We start from the raw sequence: 17,672 nt of genomic DNA on the forward strand, positions 1-17,672 counted from the left end.
GTCGACGGTAGGAATGGCCTTCTTTTGCGTGAGCATCATTTCATTATTTCGTGCTTGTCCGTTTTTCTGTCTTATTTTCAATCCTATAACCGTGATGGGTCGAAGCTTCTTCCACATCGCCGTAAGCCCAGTGGCTCGAAGGCACATCCGACCAGGAAGGCGTGTCGACGCCTGTCAGCGGTCCGCGGTTCTGCAGACGGTTGAAGATCGTTATGACCTCTGCGCGAGTCGTGTTTGCCTTAGGCCGGAAAGTTCCGTCCGGATAGCCTGACAAAATGCCCGCTTGACCGGCCGCATTGATTTCCCCGCGTGCCCAACTGTCGGCTATATCCGCAAAGACCTCCTTCTCGCTGCCCTGCAAATGCTTGAGACGAGCGACGATTCCCGCCATTTCTTCCCGGGTGATCGGTTGATTCGGCTTGAACGTACCGTCCGGGTATCCGTTCATATAGCCGGCTTTTGTTACAGCGGCAACTTCGGCCACGCCCCAATCCGCGCTTGTCAGATCCGAATAAATCGCGGCCGGCGAATCCGATTTGGAGAGGTGATACAGCCTGTAGAGCATAGCCGCTACTTCTTGGCGGGTCACGTTCCTTTCCGGCTTAAATGTGCCGTCCGGATACCCTTCAACGTATTTCTCATGCTCGCCTGCTTGTTTGGAGGAATCGACCGATGCGCCTGCTGCACCGTCGGTTCCCGCGCCTGACGGGATGGTTACGGTTAGAGATTGTACAGCCCCGGTTTCGACTCCGTTCACCACCGCTTTGATCGTAAACGGATGATCGCCCTTGGTTAATCCGGTTACCTTGTAGCTGGTGGAGGTAACGCCGGATGCAATAAGTTTACCGTTATCATAAATATTATACGAGCTCGCACCGCCGAATCCGTTCCAGTTCAACGTGACGCCCGTGCTTGTCACATCGCTTGCCGTGACCGAAGGCGATACGAAACCGCCGCCATAGCTCCCACCGGAGCTCGAGCTTGGAATCGCACTCAACGAGAAGTTAAGCGATACCAGGTCTTGACCTACATGAATAATTCCATCCCGGACATAGCTGTCCGAGCCGTTAACGGCAGGAACGGTCGGCTTGGCTTCCAACGAACTGTAGGAACTATAGTCGGGCTTCGTTGCCGTAATATAGTAGTCCCCGTCCGGGAATACCATCCATGCATATTCTCCCGCCTGATTCGTTACTTGCGGGTTGTGGTTTTGATTTGGGGCAAAATCGGGCAGTACAGGCAATTGAACCAACGTATTCGGAGTACGGCCTTTTTGCTTGTTCAGCTCCGTATCTGCCCAATACAAATTCATCGCAACGCCGCTAATCGGTTGGCCCGTTGCTCGATCCGTAACGACCCCGTAAGGGTCGATCAACGAGTAGACTACCCCCATTTCCCCGTTCTGGCTTACCTTCACGAGCGCCGATGGTCCGGCAAGCACCGTTCCATCTTGGGCTTTAATTTGATATGAAACGACATATTGTCCTTGAGGAACATCGCTGATATCAAAGCTTCCATTGGAATCCAGCGCCATCTGAGTCACATACGCATTCCCGTTGGTCCCTTTCACCAGTACCGATACATTTCCTTTGCCAAAGACGCTCTCGACGGTCGGCTGGGTATTGCTTGAGGAACGGTTGGAAACAAACAGCTGGCCGCTAATTTTGTTGGAAGAGACAATCGTTTCGCCCGTGCCGTTCAACTGATCCACATGTACCGTTTGCTTTTTGGTTAACTGGACGGTCTGATTTCCCACTTTAACGGATGCGGTAATATCCACTATATAATCGTAATTGCCCCGAGGTACCGAAATTTGATAAGAGCCGTCCGGTCCCGTCGTCACCGTAGAGACGAAGTCGGTTATGCCGTCTTGATTAAAGTCGGCCGAAACAGATACGGCAGCCCCCGCTATAGGCTGGCCTGTGACTTGATCGATTAAGATTCCCTTAATCGAAGCCGGCATGTAACGAATGTCAATCCCTTTTTGAACCGTTAAACCGGTCATCGGATCGGTTGCAGACGCCGTAATGAGCTCGCGCACAGGAGTCGTGCTCCGAATGTCCGGCGCCGTAAAGGTAACCGACGCAACTCCGCTAGCATCCGTAACGGCCGTAACATCGGCTCCGCCGCCATTGCCGAAATGGAAGACGACCGATTGTCCGGCTACCGGCTGGCCGTTAAGCATCGCTACATTGGCAGAGAGCGTCACTTGCGATTTTCCGTCGCCGACTACGCTGCTTGGCGATGTATTCACGGTTAGCTTGATCTGTGGCGAAGTACTTTGAACAACGATGGTTTCCGTCAAGGTTTTACCGTCATACGAAATCGTGATGGTCGCCGTACCGGGAGCTTTGGCGGTAATGACCCCGTGCGAATCTACCGTCGCAATGGAAGGATCCGAGCTCTGGTAAACCGCCTTGCCGGTCACATCCTGAATGCTCTCGTCCAGATAGACCGCCTGAATTTTCGTCTGATGCGTATCTCCCGCCGCCAAGGTGAAGCTTGATTGATCGGCCTGAAGTTCTCTTAATGTCGACGTTGTAACATTCGAGCCTCCGGAAGCTGACGATTCGATGCCATTGCTCACCGCTGTCACGGTAAAGCGATGCTCTGTTCCGGCAGTCAGTCCGGTTGCCGTATAGGTGGTTCCGGTCACGCCGGAGGCGATCAGCCGCCCGTTTTCATAAATATTATAGGTTTGTGCGCCGGGCACGGCATTCCAGGTCAAGGTAGCGCCCGTGGAGGTGACGTCGCTTATCGAGACTCCTGTCGGCGCACCCAGCGTTACGGTTACCTCCGTTTGGGCGCTGCCACTGGCATAAACCGCTTGAATCACCGTAGTGCCTGCTCCGGTCGCGGTTACAAGCCCGTCCGCATTCACCGTTGCAACCCTGGAATTCATGGATTGATACGAAGCATAAGGAGTGACGTCCATACGGTAGCCGTCCGAGTATACGTAGCTCACCACGGTTTGGTGTGTTTCTCCGACGGATAACGTATAGCTTGCGCTATCCAGACTCAGTCCGGCGAAAACAGGAAGCGTCACACGATTCGAAAAGGCCGATTCAAGCCCGTTTTTGACTGCCGTGACCGTAAAGGTATTGAACGTGCCCTGCGCAAGTCCGCTTACATTGAAAGCGGGTCCCGTTACATTGGATGCGTACAGAACGCCGTTCTTATACACTTTGTAGTAGGAAGCGCCGGGAACCGGGTTCCAGCTCAGGGTCGAGGCCGTTTGGGCCGTTGTGCCGGTTTTCAACCCTGTAGGCGGGGCCGGGATCGAAACCGTTACATAAGCACCGCCAACGGCGACAGCCGTTATATTGCCCGCGACGGTTCCGCCGCCGAAATCCAGGATCGCTTGACCTTGGCCCTGAGTATCCGATGTCAGCGTAGACACGGGATTGCCGTTTGAATCCGTAAGCGTGCCTTGTGTGGATGAAACGGTGATTGGCGCATCCGAAACAGGATTGCCGTCCACATCGTATACCGTTGCGGTAACGCTCATTTTTCCGGGTTCGCCTGTCGGCGTTGTGTTCAACATAACCGTTGTCGGCGCTTGCTTGTACACGACATCCGGTTGGTTCACATCGATAGGATCGAGACGGTTTGTGAAATACCAGGATAAAATATCATGATTTTCCCACGACGAGCCCGTCGCAGAAGTAAAACCGGCATACACGCTGCTCTTGCCGGCGAATATGGCTCCCAAATCAATACCGGAGGCATCGATTTGCTGAACTGCCGTAGAGCGGTTGTTCGTGTTGTTGGTATAGACTCTCATGGTTTTATTTATCCCGTCGTAATCGATCCAGGCATAATGAATGTTGCCGTCTTTCATATCCATCTGGTTTTTGGGAATGGCCTTGTACCAGCTCGGATTCGTATTAGCGACGTTCCCGTTTTGGGCCAGCCCGATATAGTTATCGCTTGGATCGTTATGCTGTCCGGTATAGGTCTTGTTATCGAACGTATCGAACTTTACCGCAAAGCTGGGTTGAATGCCCCCATATCCAATGCCGTCCCCCACGGACCCCGCATTGCTTGACTTCGTCTGGATAGCAAAAGTAAAGCCGTCGGCTCCATCCGGGAAAGTATCATTGGGATACCCGGAAGGGTCACTGATACGGAAAGCAAAGGAGGTGCTGAAAGAGAAGTTATTCGTACTGTAAATCAAGGACTTGTTAAAAGCCGAGCCGAATACTCCGGCCGTGGTTTTCGTCAAACGGAGCACCTTATTGCTGACTTGCGGCGTATTGTCAAAATAGGCAGACGCTTGACCGTTCATGGAAAGAAGATTCGTTTGATTCGGATTGTTAAAATTATCGTACTTAAAGGTGAGCCATTTCGTAACCGGCGTTTGACCGCCTGAGCTGCCCGCGTGGACCTTTGCGGAAAAGGGCTGGACCATGGCCAGGATCATGCAGATGATGACCACCCATGCGGTCACTTTGTTATTGCGTCTTATGTAGTCGAACACGAAGCTTATCCCCCTTATTTCATGTTTAGCCATCAAACTTCAACATCTCAAGTCGGCGGCAATCGAATTCAGAAACACGGCATGGAATCGTTCCCCTTCCTTACAACCATAGACTCAGGACTTTTATCCTAACAATGTTTTTATTATATCGACGTTCGCTTACAAAACGCTTACAAATCGGATTCAAGTCATGGTTCCGGCGATTTTTTATTACAAAATCATCGTTTTTTCGACAAAGTCCTTTATAATAATGATATTCATCGATACTTCCATTCGGAGAGACACGCCTATGAAGGTTTTGCAAAAAAATTCGCTTTATATCATTTTGTTTGCGATTGTCTGTTTCTTGCTTCTCTATTACGGTACGATATTTTTCGGTCAAAACAAGGAATCGGCCCCGCAAATTCAAAATGGCGTGCTTGACCTTTCCAACTGGGATTTTGACAAAAGCGGGCCCGTGAAGCTGGACGGTCCTTGGGAGCTTTATTGGGGAACACTCCTGGAGCCCGGGCAAGCCGCCGTGCCGACCGGTATTTTTCCAATTTTGTCCTACTGGTCCGGCAGCTTGAACCATACCACGCTGCAGGCCAAAGGCATGGCGACCTATAAGCTGCATGTGAAGGTCAAGCCCTCGCCTTCCATGGTCTACGGCATCAGGGTCGTGAACATCCAAATGTCCAGCGCCTTGTACGTGAACGGTCTAAAACTGGGGGGCAGCGGCACGCCCGGACCTTCGAGAAGCGAGTACAGCCCGGAGAACAAGCCCTACATAGCCTACTTCCCTCTTGAAGGGGATACGGCGGACATTATGATTCATGCCGCGAATTACGATTTTATCCAAGGCGGCGTCGCCTCCAGCCTTTATTTTGGAAGCGTCGGGCAGATTAATCGCATCGACAAGCTTTCCACCGGCATCGGCATTGCGCTCGAGGTCTCGATTCTGCTGCTCGGCATTTATCACTTGGGCACTTATGTCACCCGAAAGAAAGAGAAGGGCTTCCTCTATTTCGGAATCTACTGCATTTCCTCGGCGGTCAGCTTTGCGGGCTTGGGCGATAAACCGTTAATGCAAATTTTTGACGGATTCCCTTTTGCGCTTATTCACAAAATTCAAGGGATTTCCATGAATACTTCGATACTCGCCTTGACCTTATTCATAAAGCATGTTTGCTCCGAGCAGATCCCGCGGTGGTTGGTGAAAAGCGTGTTGACCGTCTACGGCGTTTATTCGGTTTATTTCATTCTGGTCCCGTTCCGGGTCTATTCTTACACCACCTTTGTCATGAGCGCCCTGCAGATCGTTATTTATTTCATCATCATCTGGTTGTTGTCCGCCGCTTATATGCGGGGCAACTACGGCAGCTTCAGCAAGCGGAGCCTGCTGATCCTGATTTTGGCCTTCTGTGCGTTGCTGATTTGCATCCTGGACGCTTCCCTTTATCTGCTGCGAATCGTCCCTAAAAATTTTTTGTTCGATTTTTGCGCCATGTCGTTCGTGTTATTCATTTCCTTTATGCTTGCATCCCGATTTTCCGAAGCTTATCAAACGATAGAAAAAATGACCCGCAAGCTTAGCGAAAACGACCGGCTAAAGGACGAGTTTCTGATCAATACCACCCATGAGTTTCAAACTCCGCTCAATGGCATCATCAACATCTCCCAGTCTCTGCTCGAAGGAGCCGCAGGGGATGTAAACGAGAAGCAAAAGGAAAACCTGTCCACGATCGTGGCCGTGTCACAGCGGCTGTCTACGCTCGTTCGCGATATTCTGGATCTGGAGCGGATCAAAAGAAATGAAATCCATTTGCAAACGTCCGCAGTCGATGTGAAAGTGCTGATTTCGATCATTATGGATATGTTCAACTATTTAATTTCCGGAAAAAAAATCAGCCTCATTCAAGATATCCCCGACAACCTGCCTCCGGTGCGTGCGGATGAAAATCGGCTTTGGCAGGTCGTTTACAATGTTGTCGGAAATGCCGTCAAGTTTACCGAACAAGGCGCCGTTACCGTATCCGCCCGTTATCGAAACGGACATGTGGAAATCTCCGTAGAAGATACCGGCATTGGGATCCCGCCGCACAGACAGCAGCGCATTGCAGAGTCGTTCGATCGAGCGGATCGCCAAGCCTATGGCGGCATGGGGCTTGGCCTCTCCATTTCCGGCAAGCTGGTTCAGTTGATGGGGGGAGAGCTTCGTTTGGACTGGTCCGAAGAAGGAAGGGGCTCCCGCTTCCTATTTCATTTACCGGCCGCCGGACCGTTCCGGCTGCAACGGGAGGGGAACACCGCCAGTTTTCGTCTGACCCCGAGCGCCGCGGGCGAAGCCGAACCGGAAACGACGGGCAGGAAATTTACCATCCTGGCCGTGGACGACGAGCCGTCCAACCTGCAGGTGCTTTCGGTTCTATTTGCCGGAGAAGCTTACCGGATGCTGAAAACAACCAGCCCTCAGGAGGCGCTTCAGCTCCTGCAAACCTCCGGCGCAATCGATCTTGTCCTGCTGGATGTCATGATGCCGAATTTGTCAGGGTATGAGGTATGCCGGGAAATTCGCAGACAATACACGCTATTCGACCTCCCGATTGTGATGCTGACGGCCAGCAATACCCCCAGCGAGGTGGCGGCGGGCTTTGAAGCGGGGGCCAACGATTTCATTATTAAGCCTTTTAATTCCTGGGAGGTTCGGGCTAGGGTCAACACCCTGCTGCAGTTGAAGCAATCCGTACAGGATGCCCTTGCTTCGGAAATGGCGTTCCTGCAATCCCAGATCAAGCCGCATTTTTTGTTCAATTCCTTGAATGCGATTTTGTCGTTTTGCCGTACGGATAGCGCCCGGGCCGAGCAATTAATTTCCCATCTGAGCGTTTATTTACGAAGATGCTTCGATATCCCGGGCACGGAAGCTTTCGTCACCTTGGAATCGGAGCTTCAGCTTGTCCAAGCTTACGTCGAGATTGAAAAGGCGAGGTTCGAGGAGAGGTTAACGGTCGTCTACGATATTGACCCCGGGCTGCTGCAAACGCGGCTTCTGCCCCTCACCATCCAGCCTTTGGTGGAAAACGCGATCCGGCATGGCATTATGAAAAAAGAAAACGGGGGCATCGTGAGACTTACCGTTAAAGCCGCCGCCGGTTTGGCGCGCGTGGAGGTATGGGACAACGGGGTCGGTATCCCCGGGGGCAAGCTGGCTGCGCTGACTGAAAAAAATCATGCGCGCGAAACCGGCGGAGTCGGATTGCCGAATATTCACAGAAGATTGATCAACTGGCTGGGAAATGGCCTGCAGATTGAAAGTGCAGAACAAGAATGGACTAAAGTTTCCTTTGATACAAAATAAAACGGTTCAAAAACGAAGGGGCGGCTATGTTAAGAACTATCCTGATTGATGACGAAAAACCTTCATTGAATTGGCTAAGCCGAATCATCGAGGAACGGAAGGAACTGGAGATCGTAGGCTCCTTCACCAGGGTCTCCGAGCTGTTGGAATCTTTTACGGACCTCCGGCCGGAGCTGGTTTTTCTGGACATTGAAATGCCGGGCGTCCATGGCATCGAGCTGGCCTCCCGTTTGACGGAGCTGAATGACGACATCGAAATTGTGTTTGTTACCGCCTACCAGCAATATGCTCTGGAAGCTTTTCGGGTCAACGCGACGGACTATTTGCTCAAGCCGGTGCAGCCCGAGGATTTGCAGCGGACGGTGGAAAGGTTAATGAAAAGAAAGAGACCTGCTGTGCGGAAGCCGGAGTCCGGCAGCCCGGGAATTCACTGTTTTGGCCAGTTTGGGGTGTATACCGCCTTGAATCCGGCCGAGCCGATCCGGTTCCCGACAGCCAAAACGGAGGAGCTTCTTGCCTTCTTCCTGGTTCACGCGGGGGTGAATATTTCCAAGTGGACGCTGTGCGAAAGCTTGTGGCCCGACTTCACGCCTGAAAAGGCCGAGCAAAATCTGCATACCACGGTCTTTCGTTTGAAAAAGACACTAAAGCACTACCACATGCCCGTCACGATTCATTCGCAGCGGGGGGTTTACCGATTCGAAACGGACATGCGCTGCGATTATTTGGAATTCGACCGTCATCTCAAGCCGTACTCCATGGGCGACATGCCGCCGGAACAAATGAAAACCATCCTTCCGTTATTTGAGGGCCTACTGTTCGGCGGCAAAGACTATCCATGGTGTGAAGCGGAGAAAGAACGGGTGTACAGCGCGGCGGTCGACCTGTCGAAAAGGCTGACCTCGCACTATTTATCCCAGGGCGAAGCCGACAAGTCCATCGAGATTTTGAAGCATATGATCGCCGCTGGGCCCTTTCATGAAGACGTTCATGTGCTTCTGCTTAGCGCCTTCCTTCACCTGAAGGATCGCACCGCTTTCATTACGCATTATGATAAATTCGCCAATCTACTAAGAGCAGAGCTGGATATCGAGCCCGGCCCCGCCGCCAAAGAGCTGCATAGACAAATGCTTCTGAGCTCATCCATTTAAACGTGAGCTCTTCCCCATCAGGAGGCGGCATTCACATCCTGCATGTTGTTCTTTTTACCTTTTACCGATACAACAAAACAAATAAACAATATTAGGCACGCCAGGGTATACGGATAATTAACGTCCAGATCGAATAAAAAACCGGCTACGATAGGACCTGCGATATTGCCAAGACTGGTAAAGGCAGAGTTTAAGCCGGCAACATAGCCTTGCTGATCTTTTGCCACCATTGACATTTGCGTACTGATGGCCGGTCGTAAAATATCGATTGCCAGAAATATAATGAAGGTAACGGCAAAAATCAACCAGAATGTGTGAACAAAAAGCGTCAGCAGAATAAACAAACTAGCAAAGATCAGGCAGAGCGATATGATACGTTGCTCCCCGAAACGCTTCATGATCCAGCTGAAGGCCGTAGCCTGGACCACAGCGCCGGCTATCGACCCGAACGTTATGATAAAGGCGATATCTTTAGGCCCAAACCCAAATTTGTGATCCACAAATAGTCCAAAGATCGTCTCAAAATTAGCAAGCCCAAACGACATGACAAAAACGATGATCAAGCTTAAAAAATAGGGCTCTTTATAAGAGTATCTTAATTGCGAGAGAAGACCGCCCCATTCTCTTGCGTCAGATGGAGTATCAGCTGTATTCTCTTTTGAAGGGAGCGATTCCCGAAGAATAAACAATGTAATACATGCAGCAATGATCCCCGCAACCCCCGCGGCGTAAAAGGGCACGCGGATGCCGAATTCGGCAATATAACCGCCAATACCAGGTCCGATAATAAAGCCTGTTGTAATGGCTGCGTTAATGTAGCCCATCCCCGCCGCCCTTTCTTCCTTTGTCGTGATATCCGCCGCGTAAGCCATAACGGCCGGCATAATCATTGCAGCACTAATGCCGCCGAGCAGCCTGGAAACAAACAGTAGAGCAGGTGAACTTGCTATCCCGAACAGCACTTCAGAGAAGGCGAACACGGTCAAGCCGATGACAATCATCCTTTTTCTACCGAAGGAATCGGCCAACCGGCCGGCCAACGGCGAACAAAGAAGCTGTGTCAGTGAAAAAGCCGCAACCAACAGGCCCATAATCCCCCCGGTTATGCCCAAGCTTTCCATGAACTTGGGCATAATGGGGACGATAAGCCCGATCCCCGAGAAAACCAGAAATAGATTGAACACGAGAATCAGTAAGGCGCCCCGATTTTTCGATAATAATTTCATTCTTACATTCCTCCATACTTCTGTAACAAAATACTGAATATTTATTCAGGATAGCGGCAAAAAAAAGGGCTAGCGGGTGCGGGTTGGCTTCGCAATGCCATGCAGAAACACATCCATAGCTAATCGATAGGCCTCCAGCGCTTCCTCTCTTTCCATTCTCCGGCTATGTTGATTCAATCCAAGCATCAAACTATCCAAAATAATGGCGAGCCCGGTAACATTGGTGGTTTCGAATTCATGGTTATCGATCCCCCTCTGCAGCAGCTGCCGATTAAAGTCAAGATAGCCTTTGACCATTTCATGAATTCGCTCCTCTACATCCCGAGCTTTCTCGGAGTTGTTGAAAAATTCATCGGCGGCCTTGGTTAGCGGATGATTAAGTTGATCAAGCGCCAATTGTTCGGCCATGCCATATAATTTATCGATCGTGGTGGGATACAGCGTTTCTTTGTCCAGCCATGTCTTATCCCATTCCGCATTCCACTCTTCAAGTAAATATAAAAAAAGCCCTTCCTTGTTCTTGAAATGATAATAAATGTTCCCGGCGCTGCACCCGGTCGCTTTCACGATATCTTCTATGGATGTTGCTTTATAGCCTTTTTGGGCAAATAAAGCTCTTGCAGCATCGGCGATCTTCTTCTTCGTTTGCTCGGTTTGCTGTTTCTTTTTATTCACATCTACTTCACCACTTTTCTGGATGACGGATTTTTCAAGGCGGACACCGGTATAATACTGAACTTTTATTCAGTATTATAGGCGATGAGAGAAGTCTTTGCAAACCTTATCTTCGTTTCATCAATTACGAAAATATGGATTTCCATGAACGTAAGGGTTTGTAGGCACTTTTCGGGTGTCTATCGATTTAGCATCGATAGCCAATACGCTTTTGCCGTCAAAATTACGTTTTTCAATGGTGCCGAGAGCGACCACATACATATCGTTTTGCCATTGTTCGGGGGTATCGGTTTCTACAAGGATAGCAAGCGGTACGGAGTCGGCGACACAGCACCGCATCGCGAATCTTCCCACGGCAAATTGGTTTTTATTCATACTGTCGAGACGGTAAACATAACGCAAATGCGATCAAGACCGCAGCTCGAATCGTTCGATGCGCAAACGCGGAACTTATTTTCATGATTACCCCGCCTCCATGTTATAAGTGCATATACAGTTGATCGAAGGCGACAGACCCCAACAGAACAACGACCGCTGAAATGATCAGAACCGCAGCGACGGTTTTGAAGCGAAAGACTTTTAGCAGCATCAAAGTGCTTTTGATATCCAGCATGGCGCCAAATACGAGAAAAGCAAGCACTGAACCTAAACTAAAATCGGGAATGAACGTAGCTCCGACAAAAGAATCCGCTGTGGAGCAAATGGAAAGGACATAGGAAAGCCCCATCATAAACAAATGCGGGGTCCAGTCCCCATCACTTAACGCAAGAAGCCACTTCTTGCTTACAACGGTTTGCAGCAAAGCTGACGGTAGCGCCCAAAACTAAATATTTGCCTACATCAAACATTTCAATGGCAGCATGCTCCAACGTTTCATGCAATTTAGTTTTCCATGCTGCGTTTGGCGCTTTGTCGGAATGCGGGGGCTTGATGTTTTTTTGCCTGCAGCGGCCTGTTCATTAGCGTTGCTTACTGTATTACGGAGCGCAGAAGCATGTACTCCCCGAGAAGCCCATAGCCCAATGAAGGCCGATGCGGCAAACGCCAGCACCATGCGGGAGATAGCCATCTCTGGTTGGGCCCGAAAGGCCACGAACGTGGAAAAAGCCCTCTTTTCCTTTACAAAAACATTACCTCTATTTAATCTCACAAAAACAAAATACAAATAAAATGCAATCAAACAATTATAAAAGCAACTAATTAATATGTTTTTATATTGTTTTATAGTTAAAGGAGGGAATGCCTATCTAAGTCATCCGTACGAGCACACATGAAGCTATTTACATCAATCCATCATTCAAGCTTGTAAAAAGGAGGACTTCACTTGTTGAAAACCAAGAAATTTGTATCCGCATTCCTGGCTTGCACCATAGCAACTTCTGTTGTTAGTTCAGCAGGAGCAGGCTCTATACCGGCAGCGATCGCAGCAGCTACAGTCGACACGCCGGTCGTTTCCGTACCCGCAGGACGCTATGAGCAATCTGTTACCGTTGCGCTTAGCTCCACCACATCAGGTGCCGACATCTATTACACGTTGGACGGGACCATGCCTGACGAAACAAGCCTTAAGTTTAACGGAACGCCGATTGTCCTTACGGAGTCGACGAATATCTCAGTGATCGCCTTGAAAGACGGCGTCTGGAGTAAACCCGCCACATACGGCTACATCATCAAAACAACCGAAAAACCGCTGCTGAAATTCGCTGCGATGTCGGATATCCATGTCGGTCCCGGCACGGATGCTGAGAATGCCAAGACACGCGCAAGGTATGCCAGCAATTTCGATGTTCTTTCTTCCATCTTTCCCAATCCGGATGCCATAGTTATCGCAGGCGACATCATCAATGACAACGGCAATGGCAAAGGGCCGGATCATCAGTTTGCACGCGATGTTCTGCAAGAACAATTGGCACGCAAAAATTGGTCGGGCATGCCCGTTCAGATTGCGATCGGCAACCATGACGCAAGCGTAGCCGAAGTGAAAAACTATTACCCGGCGGAATGGTTTACTGATCAGCCGAATGGCTATTACGAGAAAACAATCGGCGGCTATTCGTTTTTCTTTTTGAACGGGAACAATTATAACGACGACACAGGACAAAGAAACTGGCTGAAGGGTCGGCTCGCAGCAATAACAGCCGATCCGGCGAATCTGAATAAGCCTATCTTCATTACTTTGCATCATCCCGTGTCCGGCACCGCCATGGACGGCCAGCAAGGAAGCAATCAGAACCTGTATACGGATTTGAAGGATTATCCGCAAGTCATGGTTTTATCCGGCCATTCGCATTTGAATATTAACGATGATCGTTCGATCTATCAGAAAGATTTTACCGCTATCAATCTTGGATCCATGTCATACATCGAGGTAGATCATGGCTATTCCGCTGTAACGGAGGAAGGATTGATGGATGGGCGATTCGAATTCCCTGTCAACCAATCCCAACTCATTGAGGTTTACAAGGACCGTGTAGAGATTGAACGCGTGGAGTATAACGGAGATCCAGGCTCTATCTATCTGGGTGGCGTATGGCAAGGCAATAATTCCCCAACACCTTATAACAGTGCCGGTGCATTAGCGGGAAAAAAATGGGTAGTGAAATTAACAGGCAATACGAAGGATGAAATAAAAAGCAATTTCACGTATACCTCAAGCAACCGCAACAAAACGGCACCGCAATTCCCGGCGAACCCCGACCTTAAAGTGTTGCCGGGTTCGAATAACGTGCCGATGCTCTCATTCAAGCAAGCCAAGGACGATCAATCCGTGCATCATTATGAAATCAAAGTGTATAACCATCGTACGGCAGAAGTCGCAAAGTCGTACAATGTTTTATCGGACTTTTACTTCTCTCCGATTCCGAACAAAATGAATATCCCGATAGCGGGTCTGAGCCCGGCTACGTCCTACGTCCTTACCATAGCGGCAGTGGATGCTTACGGCAACAAAAGCGAGCCTTTGCAGACTTACTTACGAACGGAAGGCACGGCACCGGAATTGACGCCGATCGATCCTAGTACGATGTGGAAGCAGCTTGTGTCCGACATGAAATTTGACAGCAATTTGAATGATGATGCTGCCGGTGCAACAGGTCTGGCCACCTCTGCCGGTAATGTCACTTATGTGGCAGGCAGATCCGGACATGCGGCCAGCATTGCGGCCGGCAATGCCAATTATATCGATCTTGGAGACAGATCCGACTTGAAGTTCGGTAATGGCGATTTCACCGTATCGTTCTGGCACACCGGCAATTTGGCAGGCGATCAGACGGTAATCTCTAACAAAGACTGGAATTCCGGTAAGAATGCCGGATGGTATATTGGGCCTGCGACTACGAACAACATGACGCTTAACATGGCAGACGGCACCAATCGTATCGATTATTCGGCTCAAAGTGTAGGGACAGAATGGCACCACTTCACCATATCCGTAGACAGGACGAACAAGACGGCCACCACTTACGTCGACGGTGTCATGAAGGCGACCAAAGATATCACCGCACTGGGTACGTCCAGTATGGATACTCCTTATCACGTCATCATCGGTGCAGACGGTAATAAAGGAAACGGCGGAGCAACCGTTACGCTAGACGACTTAAAGATATGGAAGCGCGCCCTATCCGCCACGGAAGCCAAAGCGTTATCCGATTCGTACCAGTCGACGACTTTGTACAACTTTAATCAATTGACAGCTAAAATTCAGGAAGCTGAACAATTCACTGCGTATGTCAAAGGAACTACAGGATTATCACTTCCCGTACAGGCACAAAATGAACTGAAGACTCGACTTGCTAACGCTAAGGTTATTACTTCAGGCGACAGCGCTGCTGCGAGCCTATCTCGATTTGATGTGGGCTTTGCAAACTGCCCGGAATGGCATCATCTATACTTTCATTCCAAAAACGGCTTTCTCTATCCATTCTTTTAGCTCTTATGCAGACAATGAGAACGCTGTTGCCAGCAACATCCTGGACGGTCAAGAAACAACCATCTGGCACTCTAAATGGGAAGCGCCCGCTGCACCATTCCCGCACTGGGTCATTATCGATATGGAGAGCACGTATAAACTGAATGGTATTCAGAGAAAGAGCCGACCTAACCAAAGTGCAATGGAATTTCCGAAAACATTCGAATTGTACGCGTCCGATAACCCGGCCGACTTAAACGATCCTGCTTTCTTGAGCAATGCGGCCAACAAAGCCTCCGGCACGTTTGGGAAAACTTGGACAGGCAACGTATATACAGACTTTGTCTCTTTGGATAAGGCTGTGCAGGGCCGCTACGTAAAATTCGTAGTTACCGGAACCTACAATACGGATCCATCCAAAACATTTACAAGCATGAGCGAGATCGATTTTACCGGTGATAAGGTTGCAAGCGGGAACGCGAACCTGACGGATCTGAAAATTAACGGAGTCTCGGTAGACGGCTTCACACCGAATACATTGGAGTATTCGCTGAACGTTCCGAATACCGTGACGAATGCGAAAGTTACCTTTACGACTTCAGAACCTCAGGCAACGGTAGTAGTCAATGGCGGCTCCAACCTTCAGGCTGGCAATAACGTTGTGACAGTGAACATAACAGCACCGAACGGAAACGTCAGATCGTATGTCATCAATCTGAACCGCGCCGACATATCGCCTGCTTCTTTAAGTGATTTGCGCGTTAACGGGGTGACGTTGAGCGGTTTCGCATGGGATAAGTTTGACTATTCATTATCGGTACCGTATGAGACCACGGTGACAAGCATAACTTATTCAACAGCAAGTCCTACTTCAACCGTGGCGGTTACAGGCGGAGATAAATTAATTGTCGGTAAAAATACGGTTACGGTTACGGTAACAGCTCAAGACGGGACTAAGAGCATTTATAGCATCGTGATTACCAGACAGCCTCAGGGGCTATCGTCCGACAGTTCCTTGCTCGATCTGCGCGTAAACGGAAAGACGTTGGATGGATTCGCTTCAGACAAGCTCAATTATTCATTGTCGGTACCGTATGAGACTACGGTGACAAGCATAACTTACTCAGCAGCAATTCCAGCTGCAACCGTTGTGATTGCCGGTGGCGATAAATTAATTGTCGGAGTAAATACGGTTACGGTTACGGTAACCGCTCAAGACGGAACCAAGAGTATTTATAGCATCGCGATAACCAGACAACCTCAAGCGCTATCGTCCAACGCTAATCTGCTTGATTTGCGTGTCAATCATATCACATTGAACGGATTCGCACCGGACAAGCTGAGTTATACGGTTGATGTCTCCTATGGCACAACGGTAGCGGCGGTGACTTATTCCGCCGAGCATGCCACATCCCGAGTCGTTGTTACTGGCGGCAGCAACCTGCTTGTCGGCTCGAATCGTATCTCTGTCCTTGTCACTGCACAGGACGGAACGACTAAAGAATATGTGATACTGGTTCATCGATTGCCAGATTCGTCGGGGTCATCAGAATCGTCTCCTTCATCTCCAACGGCAGTAGTACCGCCAAAGAAGCCGGAGTTGCCGGGTAACTCAGCTGTGATCAAGGACGAAGACCTGCAAAAGAACTCTGCATCCATATCCGTCGCACTGACGGAAGGACAGAATCGCATTATCATTCCAATCGCGCAGGTAGATCAGCTTAATGGGCGTCCATTACATGTCCAGGCACACGATGTAAAACTGATCGTTCCTGCTGATCTGTTGAAATCCGCAACCAGCTTGCTGCCATCTGTTGACGACTCCGCTGCGATTACGGTGAAAATTGAACCGGTCTCAGCAGAACAAGCGAACCGGACATTAAAAGAAGCGAGCAGCAAGGATAACGGTCTTTATACGCTGGGCGGAAAGGTATTCGACCTCGCGATCTTCGTGACCGATGCAGCCGGGAAGCAGTATGAAATGAGTGAGTTGAAAAAGCCTGTATCCATTACATTCCCGATTCCCGTTGGAATGAATCCGAGGCTGGCCGGTATCTATAAGATTCTGGATAACGGAAGTCTTACGTACTTGGGCGGAACGCTTACAAACCGCAATACCGCAATTGAAGTCGGAATTGACCGTCTCGGCCATTACGCAGTCCTTTCATTGGAAAAAAATTATAGTGATGTAACACGCATGCATTGGGCCTACTCGACGATTCAAGAACTGTCCGCCCGGCATATCGTGAACGGAGTGACGAACTCGAGCTTTGCACCAGCCCAAGATGTTTCCCGTGCTGAGTTTGCATCGCTTCTCGTACGGATACTTCATCTCAAGTCTTCCGAGACGGCTTCATTCGGTGACGTGGCTGGAAACGCATGGTATGCCAAGGAAGTATCCGCCGCTTATAAAGCAGGCATTATCACAGGTGATTCCCGGCAAATGTTCGAACCGAATCGAAGCATTACCAGAGAAGAGATGGCCATTATGCTTGTCCGCGCTTATGAATATCGAACGGGTGTAAAATTAGAAAAAGCTTCAACGGAAATCTCTGATGCTTCAATGGTCAGCGATTGGGCTTTGCCTTATGTTAATAGTGCAATCAAAGCGAAGCTGTTGACGGGACGCCAAGAAGGGCTGTTCGTACCGGCTGAACACACGACACGGGCAGAAGCGGCTCAGCGGTTTACAACTTATTGAAATAAAAAGAACCCCCCCTCAAAGTGGTGCCTTGGCTTCAAAGCGGATTCAGGTACTTTGCGGGGATCCCCGAAATTAAAACTTCTATAAAGTTGATCGCCAACCAGCTGTAGGAGAGGCTGGCTGGCGATCTTCTGCACATCGAGTGGCCCCGCCCGCCTTCGCCCCCAATCGAACAGCAACAAAGTATTG

10 protein-coding genes are annotated in these 17,672 nt (G+C 49.7%); 4 read left to right on the top strand and 6 right to left on the bottom strand.

Annotated features, from left to right (window positions below; translation table 11 throughout):
• Positions 1 to 43 precede the first annotated feature (43 nt).
• Complete coding sequence (locus tag NI000_RS32195; protein ID WP_253415415.1) at positions 44 to 4,480, bottom strand: S-layer homology domain-containing protein; 4,437 nt, start codon at positions 4,478 to 4,480, stop codon at positions 44 to 46.
• 289 nt (positions 4,481 to 4,769) lie between these two features.
• Here NI000_RS32195 and NI000_RS32200 point away from each other — a divergent pair, with 289 nt between their 5' ends.
• Entirely contained in the window at positions 4,770 to 7,820 is a 3,051-nt protein-coding gene (locus NI000_RS32200) for a hybrid sensor histidine kinase/response regulator (RefSeq protein WP_253415416.1), read from the top strand.
• 26 nt (positions 7,821 to 7,846) lie between these two features.
• A complete protein-coding gene (locus NI000_RS32205) occupies positions 7,847 to 8,971 on the top strand; it encodes a response regulator (RefSeq protein WP_253415417.1) in 1,125 nt (374 codons plus the stop codon).
• Between the two features lie 17 nt (positions 8,972 to 8,988).
• Here NI000_RS32205 and NI000_RS32210 read toward each other — a convergent pair whose 3' ends face one another.
• From NI000_RS32210 to NI000_RS32230, 5 genes are all read right to left on the bottom strand, one after another.
• Entirely contained in the window at positions 8,989 to 10,197 is a 1,209-nt protein-coding gene (locus tag NI000_RS32210) for an MFS transporter (protein ID WP_253415418.1), read from the bottom strand.
• A gap of 69 nt (positions 10,198 to 10,266) precedes the next feature.
• Positions 10,267 to 10,872 (bottom strand): TetR/AcrR family transcriptional regulator, encoded by a 606-nt coding sequence (locus NI000_RS32215; RefSeq protein ID WP_253415419.1) that lies wholly within the window; start codon positions 10,870 to 10,872, stop codon positions 10,267 to 10,269.
• 120 nt (positions 10,873 to 10,992) lie between these two features.
• Positions 10,993 to 11,274, bottom strand: a complete 282-nt coding sequence (locus NI000_RS32220; RefSeq protein WP_253415420.1) for a TIGR03943 family putative permease subunit — start codon at positions 11,272 to 11,274, stop codon at positions 10,993 to 10,995.
• A 76-nt stretch (positions 11,275 to 11,350) separates the two neighbouring features.
• Complete coding sequence (locus tag NI000_RS32225; protein WP_253415421.1) at positions 11,351 to 11,674, bottom strand: permease; 324 nt, start codon at positions 11,672 to 11,674, stop codon at positions 11,351 to 11,353.
• A 33-nt stretch (positions 11,675 to 11,707) separates the two neighbouring features.
• Positions 11,708 to 12,052: a hypothetical protein gene (locus tag NI000_RS32230; RefSeq protein ID WP_253415422.1), complete on the bottom strand. Its 345-nt coding sequence runs from the start codon at positions 12,050 to 12,052 to the stop codon at positions 11,708 to 11,710.
• Between the two features lie 144 nt (positions 12,053 to 12,196).
• Here NI000_RS32230 and NI000_RS32235 point away from each other — a divergent pair, with 144 nt between their 5' ends.
• On the top strand, positions 12,197 to 14,800 hold the full coding sequence (locus tag NI000_RS32235) for a LamG-like jellyroll fold domain-containing protein (protein ID WP_253415423.1): 2,604 nt from the start codon (positions 12,197 to 12,199) through the stop codon (positions 14,798 to 14,800).
• Entirely contained in the window at positions 14,721 to 17,480 is a 2,760-nt protein-coding gene (locus tag NI000_RS32240) for a cadherin-like beta sandwich domain-containing protein (RefSeq protein WP_253415451.1), read from the top strand. Before NI000_RS32235 ends, NI000_RS32240 begins: the two co-directional genes overlap by 80 nt.
• The last annotated feature ends 192 nt before the right edge of the window (positions 17,481 to 17,672 follow it).

The organism is Paenibacillus tyrphae, assembly GCF_024158745.1.
Taxonomy (GTDB): domain Bacteria; phylum Bacillota; class Bacilli; order Paenibacillales; family NBRC-103111; genus Paenibacillus_G; species Paenibacillus_G tyrfis_A.